This is a genomic window from Aeromonas sp. QDB39, assembly GCF_027707585.1.
GTDB lineage: Bacteria > Pseudomonadota > Gammaproteobacteria > Enterobacterales > Aeromonadaceae > Aeromonas > Aeromonas hydrophila.
Window position 1 is genome coordinate 1 of the sequence record NZ_JAPCIV010000032.1, and the last position, 19,906, is coordinate 19,906.

Sequence of the window (19,906 nt, forward strand, 5' to 3'; positions counted from 1 at the left end):
TGGGAGTCACATGGAAGATCAGATCCTGGAAAACGGGAAAAGTTCCGTTCAGACCGCTATTTGTGTATAAGAGTCAGCCTCCAGGTCGCGCTGGGTATATTCGTCGGCCATCTCGGGGGGGAGGATCTCGTCCACCCGCTTGCCCAGCAGCTCGGCCTTGCTGATGCCGGTGATCTGGGTGAAGGTCGGGTTGCAACTGATGAAGCGTCCCTCGACATCCTTGTAGAACACCGGGATGGGGATTGCCTTGAGCAGGGACTCGTTGAAGCGCTGCATGTCGACCAGCTCCGCCTGCTGGCGCAGAGCCAGCTGCTCGCTATCCCGGCACAGCTGGATGGCGCGGGCCAGGTTGCCGAGGATGGGGCTGAACAGGTGGCAGAGCTGCTCTCCCTGCTGCTCCGCATTGGGGGAGAGCAGCAGCATCAGGTAGCCCCCCTCGATCCGCAGCCGATAGGCAAACGGGTAGGGGCGCGAGCCTGGCAGCGGCAGCGCTGCCCGCAGGATGCACTGCTCGCCGTCGCTGACCCAGTGGGGCAGTGGGAGCGGCTCTCCCTGATGGCGAAGCAGCTGCTCGTCGCCGATCGCCTTGATGATCTTGTACTCCCCCTGCGGCAACTGCTGCAGCACCAGCCCGACCGGGCAGGCGCAGTGAAACAGAAAGCGCTGCAGCACCTTGGTCAGCAGGGCATCCAGCGTGACCTCGCGGCCGATGCAGAGGGCGAGATCGCAGACGATGGCCATGGCGTGGTCGTTGTTCATCGCAATCCCTCCCCGTTGCAGAGAATGGCGCCGTTGTGAAACAGCGGATAGTCCCCCGGCCGCAGGTTGCCAATCTCGCCAAGGGAGAGGGCGCCGACCAGCTGGTGGGCGCCGCTGTGAGTGAAGAGGGTCTCCAGCTCAAGCGTACTCTGCTCGCCGAAGTGCTGCTGACGGCCGGCGCAGTAGTAGATCTCGAGGCGCTCCGGTGCCCCGTGCCGGCTCAGTTTTTCGGCCAGCTCGATGGCGTGGGCGGTCGGGCTGTGCGGCGCCTTGAGCAGGGTGAGGATGCTGTGATCCGGCACTTCCCCGACGCAGAGCAGCGCTCCCTCGTCGGTGACGGCGACCGGGATGCGCACGATGACGTCGCCGTTGGCCCGCAGCAGCCCAAGCGGCAGGTGGACGCCGTACTGGTAGAACTGCTCCGGAGTCAGGCGCTGCTGGAACTGTTGCTGGACCAGGGCCTGGTAGCGGCTGAAGGCGGGCTGCCAGTCGATGAAGGAGATCTTGTTGCCCTCGCTGCTGGTAGCCAGCATGGGCTGGGCGGTGAGCTGATAGCCGTGCTCGAGCAGGGGGTAGCTGCGATGGGGCAGCAGGGTGCAGCAGACCGCCTGTTCCAGCAGCCTGTGGTTGTCGAACAGGCAGGGCATGGGGCGAAACTGGCCGCTGCCGGCATTGACGCCGGCATAGTGGACCCTGTCCGCGAGATGCAGATAGATCCCCTCGAGGAGGGAAGCGATGTTGGGGATCATGGCATCGAAGGTCAGAAAGAGGGTCGGTATGCCTTCGGCTGGTGGCCACTGTGCAAGACGAGGGGCCAACGCGTCGCAGAGGATATGGGCCTGCTCATCTGCGCTGGCGATGGGATCGAGCGGGATGAGCAGCGGGGCGTGGGAGGCCGGGCGCGGCAGCAGCCAGGCGCCACGCTCATGAAAGCCGTGACGGCTGAGGAGGCGCGGAAAGAGGGCGCCGCTGAGTTGAATTTCGAGGTTCAGGCACTGCTGCTGCAGGTCGGCTACGTGCGCTGCATCCTGCTCGGCCAGCAAGACGTCGAGCCGTTGGCCGCGATAGGGGCGCAGTGCCTCGGCCAGTGGCTGCGCATCGAATGAATGAAACGCGGGCTGCATCATCGTTCGGAACTCCTTTCCTGCCAATCATCAATATATCAGCAAGGGGGCGCGGTGGATACCCGGTCGTGTCCGGCAAGCGAGCATAACCCGTTATAAAGGCAGATAAATTTGAGAAAGCTGGTCAGGCATCCCGCTTTGGGCTGATAAAAAAACCGGCCACTTGGGCCGGTTTTTTGGGTGGAGTGAAATCAGTGCAGCACCACGTTCTGGAAGCCCTGCACCAGGCTGATGACCGGCTGGGGATAGAGACCCAGTGCCACCACCAGCGCGGCGGAGAGCAGTACCACCAGACCACCGGAGGTGATGGCCCAGTCCCCCTTGGCATCGCGCAGCTGCATGCCGGGCTCGCGCAGGTAGAGGGTGACCATGACCCGCAGGTAGTAGTAGAGACCCAGCGCACTGCCGAGCACGATGGCGCCGGAGAGCCACCACAGCTTCGCATCGACGGTCACCCCGATCAGGTAGAACTTGCCGATGAAGCCGAGCGTCATGGGGATACCGGCCAGCGAGAGCATCATCACGGTCAGCACGGCGGTCAGGTAGGGACGACGCCAGAACAGGCCGCGGTAGCTGTGCAGGGAGTCCGCATCCTTGCCGCGATAGGGGCTGGACATCATGCTGATGACGCCGAAGGCCCCCAGGCTGGTGAACAGATACATCAGCAGATAGACGCCGGCCGCTTCCACCGGCATCTGGCCGAGACGGCTCGCCACGATCACCGCCAGCAGGTAACCGAAGTGGGAGATGGAGGAGTAACCCATCATCCGCTTGATGTTGGTCTGCAGCAGAGCCAGCAGGTTACCGATGACGATGGAAACCACCGCCATGGCGGCCAGCAGCCAGTGGATCATGGGATCCGCGGCGGCGGGCACCGCCAGGTAGAAGCGCAGCAGCACGCAGAACACGGCTATCTTGCTGACGGTGGCGAGGAAGGTGGCCACCGGGGCCGGCGCCCCTTCGTACACGTCCGGAGTCCAGAGGTGGAACGGCGCCAGGGAGAGCTTGAAGGCAAAGCCGACCAGCATCAGACCCAGACCGCCCATCAGCAGCGGGTGGTGGGCCGGGGTGGTGGCCAGGGTCAGCCCCAGATCGCTGAAGCTCAGGCTGCCGGCCTGGGCATAGAGCAGCGCCATGCCGAACAGCAGGAAGGCGGTAGCGGCGGCGGAGAGCACCATGTACTTGATGCTGGCCTCCAGCGAGTGGCGCTCGCGATAGGCGTAGCCCACCAGACCGAACATCGGCAGGGTCAGCATCTCGATCCCGATGAACAGGGAGGCGAGGTGACGTGAGCCGGCCAGCACCAGGCCACCGGCGGTGGCGATCAGCAGCAGCAGGTAGAACTCTTCCCGGTTGTCCGGATAGCCCTTGAGCCAGGAGCGGCCGAAGGTACAGGTCGCCAGGGCGCCGATGAGCACCAAGCCCATGTAGAAGACGGCGTAGCCATCGATCTGCAGCAGCGGGGTGACCCCCTGATCTCCTTGCGCCATCACGATGGGCAGGGAGAAGAGCGCCAGGTTGAGACCGGCGATGGTGACCACGAAGGCGGTGTCATCACACCGTTTCCAGGCGATGGCCAGCATCAGGGCCACCATGGCCCCGGTTGTCAGCAACAGGGGCAGCAGGGCCAGCAGTTGCGAAGCGGTGAAGGTCATTGCAGTGCTCCTGTAATGGACAAGGAAGGCAACAGGGCCAGCGGTTTAACAGCGGTCACTCTCATTGCAATGCTCCTGCGAAGGGCAGGGCGTACCAGTGCAGCACGCTCAGCAGGCTGTTGCCCGCGGTGTCGAGCACAGGTTGGGGATAGACACCGAGCAGTACCAAAAGACCGGCGATGGTCATCATCATCACCAGCTCGCGGCTGTCGAGCCCCTTGAGGACGCTCTCGTCCTTGGGGGTACCGAAGCAGGCGCGCTGCAGCATGATGAGGGAGTAGACCGAGGCCAGCACCAGGCCGAAGGTGGCGATGATGGTGAGCACGGGGGCAACCTGGAAGCTGCCGATGAGGATCAGGAACTCGCCGACGAAGTTGCCGGTACCCGGCATCCCCAGAGAGGCGACCGAGAAGAACAGCATCACGCCGGGCAGGTAGCGCAGACGGCCCCACAGCCCGCCCATCAGACGCAGGTCCCGGGTGTGCAGACGCTCGTAGAGCTGACCGCACAGGATGAAGAGGCCGGCGGCGGAGAGACCGTGGGCGATCATCTGCACCACGGCGCCCTGCAGGGCCAGCTCGCTGCCGGAGTAGATGGCGATCATCACGAAGCCCATGTGGGAGATGCTGGTGTAGGCCACCAGCCGCTTGATGTCGGTCTGGGCGAACGCCACGATGGCGCCGTAGACGATGCCGATGAGACCCAGCACCATGGCGTAGGGGGCAAATTCGGCGGACGCCTCGGGGAACAGCGGCAGGGCGAAGCGCAGCAGACCGTAGGCGGCGGTTTTCAGCAGGATCCCCGCCAAGTCCACGGAACCCGCGGTCGGTGCCTGGCTGTGGGCATCCGGCAGCCAGCCGTGCAGCGGTACCAGCGGCATCTTGACCGCGAAGGCGATGAAGAAGCCCAGCATCAGCAGCCACTGCACACCCTTGCTCATCGGGGTATTCAGCAAGTCCTGATAGTCAAAGGTGAACACGCCGGTGGCGGCATGGTGAGTCAGCACCAGGCCGAGGATGGCGACCAGCATGATGAGGCCGCTGACCTGGGTGTAGATGAAGAACTTGGTGGCAGCGTTGATCCGGGATTTGCCGTCGGTGACCGAGTGGCCCCACAGCGCAATCAGGAAGTACATCGGTACCAGCATCATCTCCCAGAAGAAGAAGAAGAGGAACAGGTCCAGCGCCATGAAGACGCCGAGCACGCCACCCAGGATCCACAGCAGGTTGAGGTGGAAGAAGCCGATGCGCTGCACGATTTCCTTCCAGGAACAGAGGATGGCCAGCACGCCGATAAAGCAGGTGAGGATCACCATCAACAGCGACAAGCCATCCACCGCCAGGTGCAATGAGATGCCGAAGCGGGGGATCCAGGGCAGTTGCAGTTCGGCGGCCCAGACGGGCACGCCGCCCTGGGCGGCCAGGGTGAAGTCACCGCTCCACCAGATGGCGCAGGAGAGCAGCAGACAGGCGCTCATCGACAGCAGGGCGACCCAGCGTACGAAGTACTCGCCGAATCGCTCGGTCTGCCAACAGAGCAGACCGCCGATGAAGGGTATTAACAAGATCCAGAGTAAGGTCACGATATCAGCTCTCGTCTATGTTCTAGTCACTGTGCAGGCCCGTGGGCTTGCTGCGAGTTCAGGGGCTGCATCACGGGATCAGCCGAGCAGCAGCAGGGCCAGGATCAGGGCGGCGCCCATCCCCATGGAGGCTGCATACCAGCGCAACTTGCCGGAAACGGTCCAGGCCAACAGCTGGTGGCCACTCTGTGCCAGCCAGGCCGGCAGGTTCATCATCCAGTCCAGCGGATCCTTGCCGAGCAGCCGGGTCGCCAGCAGATACGGCTTGACCCACAGCTGATCGTAAAGCCAGTCAAAGCCCCAGGCATTGAACCAGAGAGTGCTGAGCAACTTGCCCGGCGCACTGTTGGCCACGCTGCTGGCCAAGCGGCGCTCGCCCAGGAACAGGAAGGCAGCCAGTGCGATGCCGGCGATGGCGATGACGGCGGAGGTGATCTCCAGTCCATGGCGCCCCTCTTCGATGTGATCCCCCGGACCTGCCGGCAGTACCCCCGCCAGCGGCGGCACGATCAGGGCGCCGATACCGGTGGAGAGCACCAGCAGGACCAGCAGCGGCAGCTGATGGGCCAGGCCGTGACCGGCGTGAGCCTGGGTCTGCTCCTTGCCGTGGAAGGCGATGAAAATCAGGCGGAAGGTGTAGAGGGAGGTGAGGAAGGCACCACCCAGACCGGCCCACAGCAGGGCGCTCTGGCCGCTGGCCTGCACCTGCCACAAGATGGCGTCTTTACTGTAGAAACCGGCGGTCACCAGCGGCAGCGCGGCCAGGGCCGAGCCCCCCACCAGGAAGCAGGCATAGACCAGCGGCAGGCTTTTGCGCAGGCCTCCCATCTTGAAGATGTTCTGCTCGTGGTGGGTTGCGACGATCACGGCACCGGCGGAGAGGAACAGCAGCGCCTTGAAGAAGGCGTGGGTCATCAGGTGGAAGATGGCCCCTTCCCAGGCGCCAACACCGAGGGCCAGGAACATGTAGCCGATCTGGCTCATGGTGGAGTAAGCCAGGATCCGCTTGATGTCGGTTTGCACCAGGGCGGCAAAGCCTGCCAGCACCAGGGTGATGGCACCGACCAGCGCCACCAGATGCAGGATCTCGGGGGCCAGCAGGAACAGGCCGTGGGTACGGGCGATGAGATAGACACCGGCGGTCACCATGGTGGCCGCGTGGATCAGCGCCGAGACCGGGGTCGGGCCCGCCATCGCGTCCGCCAGCCAGGTTTGCAGCGGCAGCTGGGCCGATTTGCCGACGGCGCCGCCAAGCAGCATCAGACAGGCAAACGACAGGGCAGGGGAGCCCTCGGCAAACATCAGCGGTGCACGGACCAGCAACTCGTGAATGTTGAGGGTACCCAGCTCCCGGTAGAGGACAAACAGACCGATGGCGAGGAACACGTCGCCGACCCGGGTCACCACGAACGCCTTGAGGGCGGCGGCGCCGTTGGCCGGGTTGCGGTAGTAGAAGCCGATCAGCAGGTAGCTGCACAGCCCCACCCCTTCCCAGCCGAGGTAGACGAACAGCAGGTCATCGGCCAGCACCAAGAACACCATGCTGGCGATGAACAGGTTGGTGTAGGTGAAGAAGCGTGAATAGCCCTCTTCTCCGCGCATGTACCAGGAGGCGAACAGGTGGATGAAGAAACCCACCCCGGTGACCACGCCGAGCATGGTCAGCGACAGGCCGTCCAGCGCCAGGCGGAAGGTCGGGGTGAATTCACCCACCGAGATCCACTGCCACAGGGTCTGGGTATAGACGCCGCCAGCTGGCATGGTGTTGAGAAAATCGATGCCGACCCACAGGGTAGTGAGGGCCGACAGCCCTATGCTGCCGACGCCGATGAGCGCAGCAGTACGCTCGCCGAAACGACCGATGGAGAAGGCCAGCACCAGCCATCCCAGCAGCGGAAAAAGAAAAGTCAGGTATAGGAGGCTCATCCGCGCATCTCGCTCACAGTGTCCACGTTGAGGGTGTGGTAACGACGATAGAGCAGCAGTAACAGGGCGAGGCCGATACTGGCCTCCGCTGCCGCCAGAGAAATCACCAGTATGTACATGATCTGGCCATCAGCCTGGGCCCAGCGGCTGCCAGCCACCACGAATGCCAGTGCCGACGCGTTCATCATGATCTCGATACTCATGAGGATAAACAGCAAGTTGCGACGTATCAGCAGGCCGCACAGGCCGATACAGAACAGCACGGCAGCCAGCAGCAGGCCGTGTTCCATCGGGATTCCGTTCATCATTGACCTCCTTCTTGAGACGGATGTGCCGAGGCTTTTGGCACGGAGAGCACTTCCCCGCTCTTGTCTTCACGGCCCAGGTGATAGGCGGTGACCAGACCCGCCAGCAGCAGGATGGAGGCAAGCTCCACCGCCAGCACGTAAGGACCGAACAGGGCGATGCCGACCGCTTTGGCACTGACGTCGGTCAGACCGAGTTCACCGCCGGTGACCCCGAGAATGCCGTAGGCCAGAAAACCCAGCAGAATGAGCGAAAGCAGGCCGGGGCCCACCCAGGTGGTGGGGGTGAGCCAGTTCTTTTCCTGATCCTGGGCCGAGCCCAGGTTCAGCATCATCACCACGAACACGAACAGCACCATGATGGCGCCCGCATAGACGATCACTTGCAGGGCGCCCGCGAAGGAGGCGCCCAGGCAGAAGAAGATCATGGCCACGGCGATGAGGGAGATAATGAGATTGAGCAGCGCGTGCATCGGATTGCTGGTGCTGATCACCCGCAGCGTGCTGTAAATGGCGACCAGGGCCGCGGCATAGAATGCCAGTTCCATGATTGACTCCTCAGGGCAGCAGGCTCTTGACATCGATGGGCTTGGCTTCGTTTTCGGCATCCCCTTTCGGCTTGCCGTCGATGGCCATCCCGCTCATGCGGTAGAAGTTGTAATCCGGATACTTGCCGGGGCCGCTTATCAGCAGATCTTCCTTCTCGTACACCAGATCCTGGCGGCGGTACTCACCCATCTCGAAATCCGGCGTCAGCTGGATGGCGGTGGTGGGGCAAGCCTCTTCGCACAGGCCGCAGAAGATGCAGCGGGAGAAGTTGATGCGAAAGAACTCCGGGTACCAGCGACCATCTTCCCGCTCGGATTTCTGCAGCGAGATGCAGCCGACCGGGCAGGCCACCGCACACAGGTTGCAGGCCACGCAGCGCTCGTCGCCGTCCGGATCGCGGGTCAGCACGATGCGGCCGCGATAGCGGGGCGCCGCATAGACGGCCTGTTCCGGATAGTTGAGGGTCTCGCGGGGGCTCCAGGCATGGGAGAACACCATGCCCAGGCTGCGCAATTGGGTGCCGACACCCTTGATGATGTTAATAATTTTCATAGTCGTGCCTCACTGCACATTCATCAGCACCACAGCCCGTACCGGCTGCATCCCGAGCGGGATGCAGGGCGGCGGGCAAGCAGACGTTCCAGCCAAACGGCATCACAATTTTTCTGTCCATTGCGGCCTCACTGCGCATTCATCAGCACCACGGCGCCGGTGACCAGCATGTTGAGCAGGGTCAGTGGCAGGCAGACTTTCCAGCCAAACGACATCACCTGGTCAAAGCGCGGGCGGGGCAGGGAGGCCCGCAGCAGGATGAAGAACACCATGAAACAGGCGGTCTTCAGGGCAAACCAGATGAAAGGCGGCAGCCAGGGGCCGTGCCAGCCACCGAAGAACAGGGTCACGATGAGCGAAGAGATCAGCACGATGCCGATGTACTCGCCCACGAAGAACAGACCCCATTTCATGCCCGCATACTCGATGTGATAACCGTCGGCGAGCTCCTGCTCTGCTTCCGGCTGGTCAAACGGATGGCGGTGGGTGACGGCGACGCCGGCAAACAGGAAGGTGATGAAACCCAGGATCTGGGGGATCACGTTCCACAATCCAGCCTGGGCTTCCACGATATCCCGCAGGTTGAAGCTGCCGGTCTGGATGACGATGCCCATCAAGGAGAGGCCCAGGAACACCTCGTAGGAGAGGGTCTGAGCCGAGGCGCGCAGGCTGCCGAGCAATGAGTACTTGTTGTTGCTCGACCAGCCGGCGAACAGCACGGCGTAGACCGCCAGCCCCGCGATGGCCAGGATGTAGAGCAGCCCCACGTTGAGGTCCGCCACGCCCCAGGTGGGGGTGATCGGCACCACCGCAAACGCCAGAATGAAGGCGGTGAAGGCGATGATGGGGGCCAGCACGAAGATCCGGCGATCGGCGAATGGCGGGATCCAGTCCTCTTTGAAGAACATCTTGATCATGTCGGCCGCCAGCTGCAGCAGGCCGAAGGGGCCTACCCGGTTGGGGCCGTAACGATCCTGCCACAGCGCCAGCAGACGGCGCTCGATGAAGCTCATGAAGGCGCCGGCCCCCACGATCCCCACTAGCACGATCAATGCCTTGCCGATTTCCAGCAACAGATCGATCAGAGAGTCGCTCATGCGATGGCCTCCTGCAGGTTAGCGAGATATTGCTGGTGCAGGGCGGTCGGCAGACTGTTGACACCGAGCGGCAGACCCACCAGACCCGCGGTCAGATGCTCGCTCAGACGCAGGGTCAGCCGCCAGTGATGGCCACCCCAGGAGAAGGCGACCTGGCTGCCGGCACTGAGGGCGAGACGGTTGGCGTCGGCCGGGTTCAGTACCAGCACGGGCTCGCTCATGCGGGCCTGGATGACCGGGCTCCTGGCAGACAGCTCTTCGCCGCCAAACAGCTGGTCATAGCTCACCACCTGCAGCGCCTCTTTGGCGCTGAACGGGGCGGGAACGGTGTCGAACCAGCCGAGGTTGTCCTCACCCGCTTCCAACAGACGGCGACCGGGATCCCCGGCACGCAGGTTGCCACCCACTTCATCCTGGAACTTGTTCCAGGCGGACGGGGAGTTCCAGCCCGGCGCCCAGGCGAACGGCACCTGTTGCAGCGGCTGGCGGGCACCGGCGTAGCCTTCCATGGAGAAGTTGAAGGGCGAGTCGGGATCCTGGGCGACTCTGGGCTCGCTCACGTTCTGGTCCGCCAGCATGGAGGTGCGGCCACTGTAGCGGTGCGGCTCGCGGGCGAGCTTCATGCCACGGATGCGCAGACCCGCGTTGGGAGCGGCCTCGCGCATGCTGGTCAGCAGCGGGGCGCTGGCGGCGCAGGCACTGCTCACCTCGTCAAAGGTGTTCCAGCGCAGCGGTTTGCGATCCTGCACGCCTTGCAGGGCGGCCAGCCAGCGCCAGCTCTCGCGCACCTGAATGTCGGCGTTGTAGAAGGCAGGGGCATAAACCTGGAAGAAGCGCTGGGCGCGGCCTTCCATGTTGATGAGGGTACCGTCGGCCTCGGCGAAGCTGGCGGCAGGCAGCACCAGGTTCGCCTTCTGGGTGGTGCCGGTGTCCTGATGGTCGACCACCAGCAGGTGCTGCAGACGGTCGATGGCGGCATCAACGCGGCTGCGCGGTGCGCGGCGGTAGAGATCGTTCTCGAGCATCACCAGCGCGAGCTTCTCTTCGCTTTCGATACGATCAAAAGCGGCTTCCAGCGGGGCGGCATTGCCGGCCAGCATGGCCAGCCCCAGGCTGTTGGTCTCCTGAGCGACCAGAGCGAGCTCCACGGCCTGGCCACGGCCCTTGAGGGCGCGGGCGATGTTGCTGGCCGCCTCGAGCAGCGCCTGGCTGCGGGCACCGGTGCCGGCGATGATGAGCGGCTTCTTGGCGTTGCCGAGCAGCGTGGCCCAGCTGGCGGCCAGGGCCTGTTGCTCGGGGGCGAGATCGGTCAGGGCAGGGGCGCTGCCATCGAGCAGATGGGCGATGGCGAAGCCGAGGCGCGCCTGATCCGCGTGGGGAGCGTGCAGGGTGCCGCTCGCCACGTCGTCCAGTCGGGTGCTGTCCAGGCTGGTGATCAGCAGCGGGTAGCGCTCGTTCTGGGCCAGGGTCTGCACCGCGGCGACCTGCCACAGATCCACTTTCAGCTTGCGGGCGATTTCGCGGCCCTTGCCCTTGACTGCCTGACGCAGGGCCAGGGCGATGCGGGCGGCGGTCTGGGTGACATCCTCGCCGAGCACCAGCATGGCGTCGGCCTCTTCCATGTCACGCAGGCTGGGGGTGCGCACACCACCGTGCTGCAGGATCTGCAGCATCTTCTGCAGGCATTCCCATTCGCTTTGCTCGACGCCGCTGTAGAAGTTGGCGGCACCCACCAGTTCGCGCAGGGCGAAGTTGCTCTCAAGCGACGCGCGGGGCGAGCCGATGCCGATGACGCCGGCGGCGGTGCGCAGGGCATCGGCGGCACGGTTCAGGGCGCCGTCCACCGTGATGGCCAGCTTGTCACAGCCATCCTGCAGCAGGGGCTGGCGCGGGCGGTCGGTCAGATTGACGTGGCCGTAGCCGAAGCGGCCGCGGTCGCACAGGAAGTAGTGGTTCAGGGCGCCGTGATAGCGGTTCTCGATGCGGCGCAGTTCGCCATAACGTTCACCTGGACTGATGTTGCAGCCAACCGAGCACCCTTGGCAGATGCTGGGGGCGAACTGCATGTCCCACTTGCGGTTGTAGCGCTCGGAGTGGGTCTTGTCGGTGAACACGCCGGTGGGGCAGACCTCCACCAGGTTGCCGGAGAACTCGCTCTCCAGAGTGCCATCCTCGACCCGGCCGAAGTAGACGTTGTCGTGGGCGCCGTAGACCCCGAGATCCTCGCCGCCAGCGTAGTCCTTGTAGTAACGGACGCAGCGATAGCAAGCAATGCAGCGGTTCATCTCGTGGTTGATGAAGGGGCCCAGATCCTGATTCTGGTGGGTGCGTTTGGTGAAACGGTAGCGGCGGCTGTTGTGGCCGGTCATCACCGTCATGTCCTGCAGGTGGCAGGCGCCACCCTCTTCGCACACCGGGCAGTCGTGGGGGTGGTTGGTCATCTGCCACTCCACCACCGTCTTGCGGAACTCCTTCGCCTCTTCGTCCTCGATGGAGATATAGGTGCCATCGGTGGAGGGGGTCATGCAGGACATGACCAGGCGGCCGCGCTTGTCGTCGGCATTCTGATACTGCTTCACCGCACACTGGCGGCAGGCGCCGACGCTACCGAGCGCCGGGTGCCAGCAAAAATAGGGGACGTCCAGACCAAGGGACAGACAGGCTTGCAGCAGGTTATCTGCCCCGTCTACCTCGTACTCTTTACCGTCTACATGAATGGTGGCCATACAACTTCCCTGACTTCAATGAGATAAATTCTTTGGCTCGCGCCGGTTCAGCGGGCCCGCGGCGGGCGTACTGCGCGCCTTACCAGCGCTCGCCCAGCAGGTTGGGCTGGATACCCTTGAGCTGCTTGCGATTATCCTGCGGCGCCTTGACGCCGGCCTCGAATTCCGACCGGAAATACTTCATCGCACTGCCCAGCGGCTCGATGGCGCCAGGGGCATGGGCGCAGAAGGTCTTGCCTGGGCCGAGGAAGCTGACCAGCTGCTCCAGGGTGGCGAGATCCCCAGGCTGACCCTCGCCCCGCTCCAGCGCGCGCAGCAGTTTGACGCTCCAGGGCAGGCCGTCGCGGCAGGGGGTGCACCAGCCGCAGGACTCGCGGGCGAAGAACTCTTCCATGTTGCGCAGCAGAGAGACCATGTTGATGCTGTCATCCACCGCCATGGCAAGGCCCGTGCCCATTCGGGTGCCGACCTTGCCGATGCCGCCGGCGTACATCTGGGCATCCAGGTGCTCGGGCAGCAGGAAGCCGGTACCGGCACCGCCTGGTTGCCAGGCTTTCAGGCGATAGCCGGGCTTCATGCCACCGGCATAGTTTTCGAACAGCTCGCGGGCGGTGATGCCAAATGGCAGCTCCCACAGGCCGGGGTTGTTGACCTTGCCGGAGAAGCCCATCAGCTTGGTGCCGTGATCTTCCGAGCCCGGCAGCGCCAGCCCCTGATACCAGGCCACACCGTTGCCGATGATGGCGGGCACGTTGCACAGGGTCTCGACGTTGTTGACGCAGGTCGGCTTGCCCCAGACGCCGGAAACGGCGGGGAAGGGGGGCTTGGCGCGCGGGTTGGCGCGGCGCCCTTCCAGGGAGTTGATGAGCGCCGTCTCTTCGCCGCAGATGTAACGACCTGCGCCGGTGTGGACGAACAGCTCGAAGTCAAAGCCCGAGCCCAGGATGTTCTTGCCGAGCAGACCGGCGGCCTTGGCCTCGATCACCGCGCGGCGCAGGTTGGCTGCGGCATCGACGTACTCACCGCGCAAGAAGATGTAGCCACGGTAGGCCTTGAGGGCCTTGGCCGAGATGATCATCCCCTCGATCAGCAGGTGGGGCAGTTGCTCCATCAACAGCCGATCCTTGTAGGTGTTCGGCTCCATCTCGTCGGCGTTGCAGAGCAGGTAACGGATGTTCATGCTCTCGTCTTTGGGCATCAGGCCCCACTTCACGCCGGTGGAGAAACCGGCGCCGCCGCGACCCTTGAGACCGGCATCCTTGACGGTGCCGACGATCTCGTCCGGGCTCATCTGGCTCAGTGCCTTGCGGGCCGCATCGTAACCCTGCTTGCTCTGGTATTCATCCAGCCAGACCGGCTGGCCGTCGTCGCGCAGCCGCCAGGTGAGGGGATGGGTCTCGGCCGCGCGGGCGATGCGATTGGCGGTACCAAGGGATGCCAGACTCATGGGTAAGCCTCCAGGGTCTTGAGCAGGCTGACGGCGTCGAGCCCACCGTAGGTGTCATCGTCGATCATCAGCGCCGGCCCCTTGTCGCAGTTGCCGAGGCAGCAGACCGGCAGCAGGGTGAAGCGGCCGTCGGCAGAGGTCTGGCCGGGGGCCAGGTCCATCACCTCTTTCAGGCCGGCCAGCAGTTGTTCGTGGCCGTTGATGTAGCACACCATGCTGTCGCAGACGCGGATGATGTGGCGACCGACCGGCTGGCGGAAGATCTGGCTGTAGAAGGTGGCGACCCCCTCCACGTCGCTGGCGGGGATGCCGAGCTCGGCGGCGATGGCGTGGATGGCACCGTCAGGCACCCAGCCGCGGGCCTGCTGCACTATCTTGAGCGCTTCAATGCTGGCAGCACGGGGATCTTCGTAGTGGTGTTTCTCATGCTCGATGGCATCGCGTTCTGCCTGGCTCAGGACGAAATCCTTCCCCTTGCCCTGGCATGAACTCTGTCCCTGCGGGGACTGATTGTGTTGGCACTGACATTGCTGGCTCATGGCTTAACCTTTTGTGGCTTGTCCTTTTTGTCGTGTAACGGGTCTTGGTAACAGCCGTTACTCAACGGTCCACATCCGACATAACGAAATCGATACTGCCCAGATAGACGATGAGGTCCGACACCATCTGGCCACGGATCACCGAGGGGATCTGTTGCAGGTGAGCAAAGCTCGGGGTGCGGATCCGGGTCCGGTAGCTCATGGTGGAGCCATCGCTGGTCAGGTAATAACTGTTGATCCCCTTGGTCGCCTCGATCATCTGGAAGGACTCGGCGGCCGGCATGACCGGGCCCCACGACACTTGCAGGAAGTGGGTGATCAGGGTCTCGATGTCCTGCAGGGTGCGCTCTTTGGGCGGTGGTGTGGTGAGCGGGTGATCCGCCTTGAACGGCCCCTCCGGCATGTTCTTCATGCACTGCTCTATGATGCGCATGCTCTGGCGCACCTCCTCGATGCGCACCAGGGCGCGATCGTAGGCATCGCCGTTGGCGCCGACCGGCACTTCGAATTCGAACTGATCGTAGCCGGAGTAGGGGCGCCACTTGCGCACGTCGAAGTTGAGGCCGGTGGCGCGCAGACCGCCGCCCGTGGTGCCCCAGGCCAGCGCCTGTTCGGTATTGTAGGCGGCGACGCCGATGGTGCGGCCACGCAGTATGCTGTTGCGCATGGCGGCCTTCTCATAGTCCATCAGTCGCTTGGGCAGCCAGCTCAGCAGGTTGTCTTGCACCAGCCGCTGCCAGCCGACGGGCAGATCGTGGGCCACGCCGCCGATGCGGAACCAGGCCGGATGCATGCGGGCGCCGGTGATGGCCTCGATGATGGTGTAAATCCGCTGCCGGTCGGTGAAGGTGAAGAAGACCGGGGTCATGGCACCCACGTCCTGGATATAGGTACCGATGAACAGCAGATGACTCTGGATGCGGAACAGCTCAGCCAGCATCACCCGGATCATGTCGACCCGCTGTGGCACCTTGATGCCGGCCAGCTTCTCGACCGCCAGCACGTAAGGCAGGTTGTTCATCACCCCGCCTAAGTACTCGACCCGGTCGGTGTAGGGGATGTAGCTGTGCCAGGACTGGCGCTCGCCCATCTTCTCTGCACCGCGGTGGTGATAACCGATGTCGGGCACGCAGTCGCGGATCTCTTCGCCATCGAGCTGCAGCACCAGGCGGAAGGCGCCGTGCGCGGAGGGGTGGTTGGGGCCGAGGTTCAAGAACATGTAGTCCTCGTTCTCGTTGCCACGGGCCATGCCCCACTCTTCCGGTTTGAACAGCAGGTTGTCCTGCTCCTGATCCTGTTTGACCGCATCGAGCATGAAGGGATCAAATTCGGTGGCGCGCGCTGGATAATCCTTGCGCAGCGGGTGACCCTGCCAGCTCTTGGGCATCATGATGCGGGTCAGGTGGGGGTGACCATCGAAATTGATGCCCATCAGATCCCACACTTCCCGTTCATACCAGTTGGCGTTGGGGAAGTGGCGGCTGACGGTGGGCAGCGTCAGATCCCCCTCCTTGAGCGGCACCTTCAACATCAGGTCGGCGTTGCGATCGATGGAAATGAGGTGATAGAAGACGGTGAAGTCGCTGTCGGGCAGATCGTGGCGATGGCTGCGCATCCGCTCGTCGGTGGCGCTGAGATCGAATAGCATCACGAACGGGGAGGGGAGCTTGCGCAGGAAGCCCATGACATCCAGCAGCAGCTCGCGGGAGAGCCAGACCACCGGCACGCCGGTACGGGTATTCTGGATGGTGAAACGTTCGGCACCGAAATGGGCGAACAGCTCGCCGATCACCTGAGCGTCTTTGTGATCACTCGGTTGCCACTGGGCCATGGCGTAGTTGCTGGGGAATTCTCGAGTCAGTTTCATGGTCAGATCTCATCCGGCGTGCGCAGGTTGGTGACGTTGATCCGCTCGCCACGCTTGCGGTCCTTCTCGGCAGGCATTTGGGGACGATAGATGCCCTGATCGCCAACGACCCAGGAGAGCGGACGGCGCTCCTTGCCGATGGAGTCCTGCAGCAGCATCAGCGCCTGCAGGAATGCCTCGGGACGGGGCGGACAACCCGGAATATAGACGTCGACCGGCAGGAACTTGTCGACGCCTTGAACGACCGAGTAGATGTCGTACATGCCGCCGGAGTTGGCACAGGCACCCATGGAAATAACCCACTTGGGTTCGAGCAGCTGTTCATAAAGACGCTGGATGACGGGGGCCATCTTGATGAAAGGGGTGCCGGCGATCACCATGAAATCGGCTTGGCGCGGTGAGGCACGAATGACTTCGGCACCGAAGCGGGCCACATCATGGGGGGAGGTGAAGGCGGTACACATCTCTACGTAGCAGCAGGAGATACCGAAGTTGTAAGGCCATAGGGAGTTCTTGCGGCCCCAGTTGACCGTGTCTTGCAGCACCTCTTCGAGGCGCCCGATCATGATGCCGCGTGAGGCCTCTTGAGCCAGGGGATCCTCGACGGTCTGGCGCTGTTCCTGGGGGTAGCGCTCAACGGGCGCATCTGGGTCGATCCGGGTCAGGGTGTACTTCATGGTGCAACCTCAAAGGGATAATCAGTAATTCAGTCTGGCTTCTTGTCGGTCAGAACGCGCTTTTTCGGTGCCCAGTCGAGGGCGCCAATGCGCCACAGGTAGACGAGTCCTACCAGCAGCAGGGAGATAAAGATGGTGGCTTCGATGAAACCGACCCAGCCGCTTTCCCGAACGGAGACGGACCAGGCGAAGAGGTAGAGTGCCTCGACGTCGAAGATGACGAAGAACATGGCAACCAGATAGAACTTGGCGGAGAAGCGTAGACGGGCATTGCCCACCGAATCGACGCCAGATTCGAAGGGTTTGTTCTTGGCACGACCATAGGCTCGACCACCCAGCAGGGCGGCAAGGCCGATCATGGTCAGGCAGATGCAGATGGCCCCAACTACATAGACAGCAAAAGCCCAATGCTGGACAGCAATATCAGCAAACATAGGAGTTTTCCCTAACCGAATTAATCACGCGACTTAACAAGGATGTTACGTATTATGCCACTTTCGTACTGATTTACATGTCATTTCAAAGGATTAATTATTAATCAGCGGGAGGAAAATCGTATTTTGCTAGCGGAGTCAATGTTCCTATTTGAGAATCATTTTCAATCGCTTTTAGGGTGTGGCGGAAATGGCGGGATCGTTTGAAAAATAAACTAATCGTGAAAGGAGAGACCCCGCCAGGCGGGGTCTGCTCGATCAGGGTTTGAGGATGGGTAGCGCCTCTTCGGCTGCCTTGCCCTGGGAGAGGGTGATCTCGACCCGGCGGTTGGCCTGACGATGTTCGGGTGTGTCATTGGGATAGCGTGGCTGGGCATCTGCTACCCCCTGGGCGATGACCCGGGTGGCATCGAGTTTGGGGTTGGTCAGCAATGTGTGCACGATGGAGGCGGATCGTAATACCGACAGTTCCCAGTTGCTGCGATAGAGCTCTACCGGAGCCTGGGAGTTGTCGGTGTGGCCGGTGACCACCACCTTGCCCGGAATGTCAGCCAGAATGCCGGAGATCTTGTTGACCAGCGGGATGAACTGGGGCTGCAGGAAGGCGGAGTCGGCCGGGAACAGCGCCTTCTCGCCGATGCGGATCACCAGCTGGCTGCCCAGTTGTTCCACCTCCAGATCCTTGGATTCAATCTGTGCCTTGAGCTGCTGCTCGAGCTTCTTCTTGGTGACCTGCACCCACTCCTGCTCCTTGGTCTTGTGAGGCCATGACTCCGTTGCGCTCGGCTTTTCCGAGGCACCTATGGTCTCGTTGAAGGGGTCCGAGGCGGCCATGGGGGCATCCTTCTCCAATACCGTCTCTTTCTTCGGGCTGCTGGGAGTGGTCTTGGACTCGGGTTCCAGGATGCCGGTACCGCCCTGCATCACGGGGGAGCCCGCGGCAGGGGAGATGAGGCCAATTTTGCCCAGCGATTCGATGAAGCCCTGGATCAACACCCGGGTTTCAGACTGCTTGGCCATGGCAAAGGAGTAGAGCACCACGAACAGGGCGAACAGCAATGTCATGAAGTCGGCATAGGAGACCAGCCAGCGTTCGTGGTTCTCCGGCGCTTCAGCCTTTTTCTTTTTTGCCACCGTGGCCTCCGAGGTAGGGTTCGAGGGTGACTTGCAGGCGTTGCTGGGATTCGCCATCCACGATGCAGAGGATACCGGTCAGGGTCATCTCCTTGTAGTGGCGGATCTGATGGGCAAACCCTTTGTAACGGTTGCCGAAGGGCAGGAAGATCAGGTTGGCGGCCGATACCCCGTAGATGGTGGCGATAAAGGCCACCGCGATGGCGCCCCCCAGCTTGTCAGGGGCATCCAGCAGGCCCATGGCGTGGATCAGGCCAAACACCGCCCCCACGATCCCCATGGTCGGGCAGTAGCCACCCATGGCTTCATAGAATTTGACGGTCTGCTCGAGATCTTCTTGCTCGAACTCGATCTCGTTCTCCAGCACCTCGTGGATCTTGGTCTTCTCGTAGCCGTCGACCATCATCTGCACCCCTTTTTGCAAGAAGGGATCCTTGATCTCGTCGATCATGCCTTCGAGGGCCAGCATGCCGCTGCGTCTGGCATTGCCGGCCAGGTTTTCCAGCAGTTCGGCCTGCTGCTGCATGTCGAGTTTGAGGGGGGCCAGCAGCCACTTGAAACGCTTGAGAGTGCTGCCGACAACGGAGAAGGGGAACTGGGTCAAGGCGGCACCTATGGTACCTCCGATCACGATGAGGAAGGCGGGCAGATCGAGCAGGGCGCTGGGATGTCCACCCTCGATCATGTTGCCGCCCAGGATGGCGATCAATGCCAGGACCAGGCCGATTAAGCTCATTTTTTATACATCCCTGAATATTGATAATGGCTAGTGTAGCTATTTAAGTATCAGTTTTTCAAAATGATATCCAATCGATGAGCAATAAAGTGAGTGCCTTGACCTCGATGGACAGATTTCTTTCCCGGGTGGCAAGCAGCCGGGCCACGCAGGGCGTTTTACCGAAAAGGGGAGGGGCCGTCGCGGGACTTTGACGGGAAGAGGGCCTGGGCAGATCAGATTGCAAATGTTGGAAGGCAAAAAACCGGGTATTGAGCCGGTTTTCTTAGATTGGATTGTGGGGATGGGATGCTTCAGTCCGTGTGGTTTTTCCTTGGGTGTGGCAGTAAGCCGTCCATCACCGAAGGCAACGTTGCTTGCACCCGGCGAGGCTGCTGCTTTCTTTAACGAGAATCACGCATCTGAAAACCCGAAAAGCAAAAAACCGACCATCAGGTCGGTTCTTTAAAATTTGGCGGTGAGGGAGGGATGATTCGCCACTGCGTGGCTCACCCCTTCGGGGCGGCCTGCGGCCGTTCATCGCAGCAAGCTGCTCTGCTCGAACCCGGCGAGGGTTCTCACCCTCCCTCTGTGGGCATCAGATTTGCTGTGCTCCCAGAAGCAAAAAACCGACCATCGGGTCGGTTCTTTAAATTTGGCGGTGAGGGAGGGATTCGAACCCTCGATACGTTGCCGTATACACACTTTCCAGGCGTGCTCCTTCAGCCACTCGGACACCTCACCAAATTTTCGCTCACAGCGCCGTTGCGCTGGAACGGGGCGTAATTTAGGGGAAAGGGCTGCCTGGGTCAACCACT

At 62.4% G+C, this 19,906-nt stretch carries 16 protein-coding genes, 1 tRNA gene, 1 other RNA gene and 1 pseudogene; all 19 read right to left on the reverse strand.

What is annotated here, in order from left to right:
* Positions 1-78: 78 nt before the first annotated feature.
* Positions 79-759, reverse strand: a pseudogene (locus tag PG899_RS17795) (PAS domain S-box protein); the annotation flags it as partial.
* Positions 756-1,886 (reverse strand): FIST signal transduction protein, encoded by a 1,131-nt coding sequence (locus PG899_RS17800; protein WP_270697532.1) that lies wholly within the window; start codon positions 1,884-1,886, stop codon positions 756-758. The gene PG899_RS17800 and the pseudogene PG899_RS17795, both read right to left, overlap by 4 nt.
* Before the next feature lie 188 nt (positions 1,887-2,074).
* A complete protein-coding gene (gene nuoN / locus PG899_RS17805) occupies positions 2,075-3,538 on the reverse strand; it encodes an NADH-quinone oxidoreductase subunit NuoN (RefSeq protein ID WP_017410206.1) in 1,464 nt (487 codons plus the stop codon).
* Positions 3,539-3,599: 61 nt separating this feature from the next.
* Entirely contained in the window at positions 3,600-5,120 is a 1,521-nt protein-coding gene (nuoM, locus tag PG899_RS17810) for an NADH-quinone oxidoreductase subunit M (RefSeq protein ID WP_016350413.1), read from the reverse strand.
* Between the two features lie 78 nt (positions 5,121-5,198).
* Positions 5,199-7,046, reverse strand: a complete 1,848-nt coding sequence (nuoL, locus tag PG899_RS17815) for an NADH-quinone oxidoreductase subunit L (RefSeq protein WP_024944071.1) — start codon at positions 7,044-7,046, stop codon at positions 5,199-5,201.
* Positions 7,043-7,351, reverse strand: coding sequence for an NADH-quinone oxidoreductase subunit NuoK (nuoK, locus tag PG899_RS17820; protein WP_005299823.1), 309 nt, complete (start codon positions 7,349-7,351; stop codon positions 7,043-7,045). Before nuoK ends, nuoL begins: the two co-directional genes overlap by 4 nt.
* Positions 7,351-7,899 (reverse strand): NADH-quinone oxidoreductase subunit J, encoded by a 549-nt coding sequence (nuoJ, locus tag PG899_RS17825; protein WP_011705659.1) that lies wholly within the window; start codon positions 7,897-7,899, stop codon positions 7,351-7,353. Before nuoJ ends, nuoK begins: the two co-directional genes overlap by 1 nt.
* Before the next feature lie 10 nt (positions 7,900-7,909).
* A complete protein-coding gene (nuoI, locus tag PG899_RS17830) occupies positions 7,910-8,452 on the reverse strand; it encodes an NADH-quinone oxidoreductase subunit NuoI (protein ID WP_011705660.1) in 543 nt (180 codons plus the stop codon).
* A gap of 128 nt (positions 8,453-8,580) precedes the next feature.
* Positions 8,581-9,549 carry an NADH-quinone oxidoreductase subunit NuoH gene (gene nuoH / locus PG899_RS17835; RefSeq protein ID WP_011705661.1) on the reverse strand — a complete coding sequence of 323 codons (969 nt, stop codon included), beginning with the start codon at positions 9,547-9,549 and terminating at the stop codon, positions 8,581-8,583.
* Complete coding sequence (gene nuoG / locus PG899_RS17840; protein ID WP_190283636.1) at positions 9,546-12,275, reverse strand: NADH-quinone oxidoreductase subunit NuoG; 2,730 nt, start codon at positions 12,273-12,275, stop codon at positions 9,546-9,548. The genes nuoH and nuoG overlap by 4 nt, the downstream gene beginning before the upstream one ends.
* 79 nt (positions 12,276-12,354) lie before the next feature.
* Complete coding sequence (nuoF, locus tag PG899_RS17845) at positions 12,355-13,722, reverse strand: NADH-quinone oxidoreductase subunit NuoF (RefSeq protein ID WP_024944069.1); 1,368 nt, start codon at positions 13,720-13,722, stop codon at positions 12,355-12,357.
* Entirely contained in the window at positions 13,719-14,261 is a 543-nt protein-coding gene (nuoE, locus tag PG899_RS17850) for an NADH-quinone oxidoreductase subunit NuoE (protein WP_024944068.1), read from the reverse strand. The genes nuoF and nuoE overlap by 4 nt, the downstream gene beginning before the upstream one ends.
* A gap of 61 nt (positions 14,262-14,322) precedes the next feature.
* Complete coding sequence (nuoC, locus tag PG899_RS17855; protein ID WP_011705665.1) at positions 14,323-16,128, reverse strand: NADH-quinone oxidoreductase subunit C/D; 1,806 nt, start codon at positions 16,126-16,128, stop codon at positions 14,323-14,325.
* 2 nt (positions 16,129-16,130) lie between these two features.
* Complete coding sequence (locus tag PG899_RS17860; RefSeq protein WP_005299840.1) at positions 16,131-16,805, reverse strand: NuoB/complex I 20 kDa subunit family protein; 675 nt, start codon at positions 16,803-16,805, stop codon at positions 16,131-16,133.
* Between the two features lie 29 nt (positions 16,806-16,834).
* Positions 16,835-17,239: an NADH-quinone oxidoreductase subunit A gene (locus PG899_RS17865; RefSeq protein WP_016350419.1), complete on the reverse strand. Its 405-nt coding sequence runs from the start codon at positions 17,237-17,239 to the stop codon at positions 16,835-16,837.
* A gap of 258 nt (positions 17,240-17,497) precedes the next feature.
* On the reverse strand, positions 17,498-18,373 hold the full coding sequence (locus tag PG899_RS17870; RefSeq protein ID WP_011705667.1) for a flagellar motor protein MotB: 876 nt from the start codon (positions 18,371-18,373) through the stop codon (positions 17,498-17,500).
* Positions 18,351-19,109, reverse strand: coding sequence for a flagellar motor protein (locus PG899_RS17875; RefSeq protein WP_011705668.1), 759 nt, complete (start codon positions 19,107-19,109; stop codon positions 18,351-18,353). The genes PG899_RS17870 and PG899_RS17875 overlap by 23 nt, the downstream gene beginning before the upstream one ends.
* Positions 19,110-19,561: 452 nt before the next feature.
* Positions 19,562-19,690: non-coding RNA, RtT sRNA (locus PG899_RS17880), on the reverse strand.
* A 54-nt stretch (positions 19,691-19,744) separates the two neighbouring features.
* A tRNA-Ser gene (locus tag PG899_RS17885) sits at positions 19,745-19,832 on the reverse strand.
* Positions 19,833-19,906 lie beyond the last annotated feature (74 nt).

What these genes read in the sequence shown, in the direction of transcription:
- PG899_RS17800 (WP_270697532.1), bottom strand. Translation starts at nt 1,886, where the DNA reads ATGATGCAGCCCGCGTTTCATTCATTCGATGCGCAGCCACTGGCCGAG.
- nuoN (WP_017410206.1), bottom strand. Translation starts at nt 3,538, where the DNA reads ATGACCTTCACCGCTTCGCAACTGCTGGCCCTGCTGCCCCTGTTGCTG.
- nuoL (WP_024944071.1), bottom strand. Translation starts at nt 7,046, where the DNA reads ATGAGCCTCCTATACCTGACTTTTCTTTTTCCGCTGCTGGGATGGCTG.
- nuoK (WP_005299823.1), bottom strand. Translation starts at nt 7,351, where the DNA reads ATGAACGGAATCCCGATGGAACACGGCCTGCTGCTGGCTGCCGTGCTG.
- nuoJ (WP_011705659.1), bottom strand. Translation starts at nt 7,899, where the DNA reads ATGGAACTGGCATTCTATGCCGCGGCCCTGGTCGCCATTTACAGCACG.
- nuoI (WP_011705660.1), bottom strand. Translation starts at nt 8,452, where the DNA reads ATGAAAATTATTAACATCATCAAGGGTGTCGGCACCCAATTGCGCAGC.
- nuoH (WP_011705661.1), bottom strand. Translation starts at nt 9,549, where the DNA reads ATGAGCGACTCTCTGATCGATCTGTTGCTGGAAATCGGCAAGGCATTG.
- nuoG (WP_190283636.1), bottom strand. Translation starts at nt 12,275, where the DNA reads ATGGCCACCATTCATGTAGACGGTAAAGAGTACGAGGTAGACGGGGCA.
- nuoF (WP_024944069.1), bottom strand. Translation starts at nt 13,722, where the DNA reads ATGAGTCTGGCATCCCTTGGTACCGCCAATCGCATCGCCCGCGCGGCC.
- nuoE (WP_024944068.1), bottom strand. Translation starts at nt 14,261, where the DNA reads ATGAGCCAGCAATGTCAGTGCCAACACAATCAGTCCCCGCAGGGACAG.
- nuoC (WP_011705665.1), bottom strand. Translation starts at nt 16,128, where the DNA reads ATGAAACTGACTCGAGAATTCCCCAGCAACTACGCCATGGCCCAGTGG.
- PG899_RS17860 (WP_005299840.1), bottom strand. Translation starts at nt 16,805, where the DNA reads ATGAAGTACACCCTGACCCGGATCGACCCAGATGCGCCCGTTGAGCGC.
- PG899_RS17865 (WP_016350419.1), bottom strand. Translation starts at nt 17,239, where the DNA reads ATGTTTGCTGATATTGCTGTCCAGCATTGGGCTTTTGCTGTCTATGTA.
- PG899_RS17875 (WP_011705668.1), bottom strand. Translation starts at nt 19,109, where the DNA reads ATGAGCTTAATCGGCCTGGTCCTGGCATTGATCGCCATCCTGGGCGGC.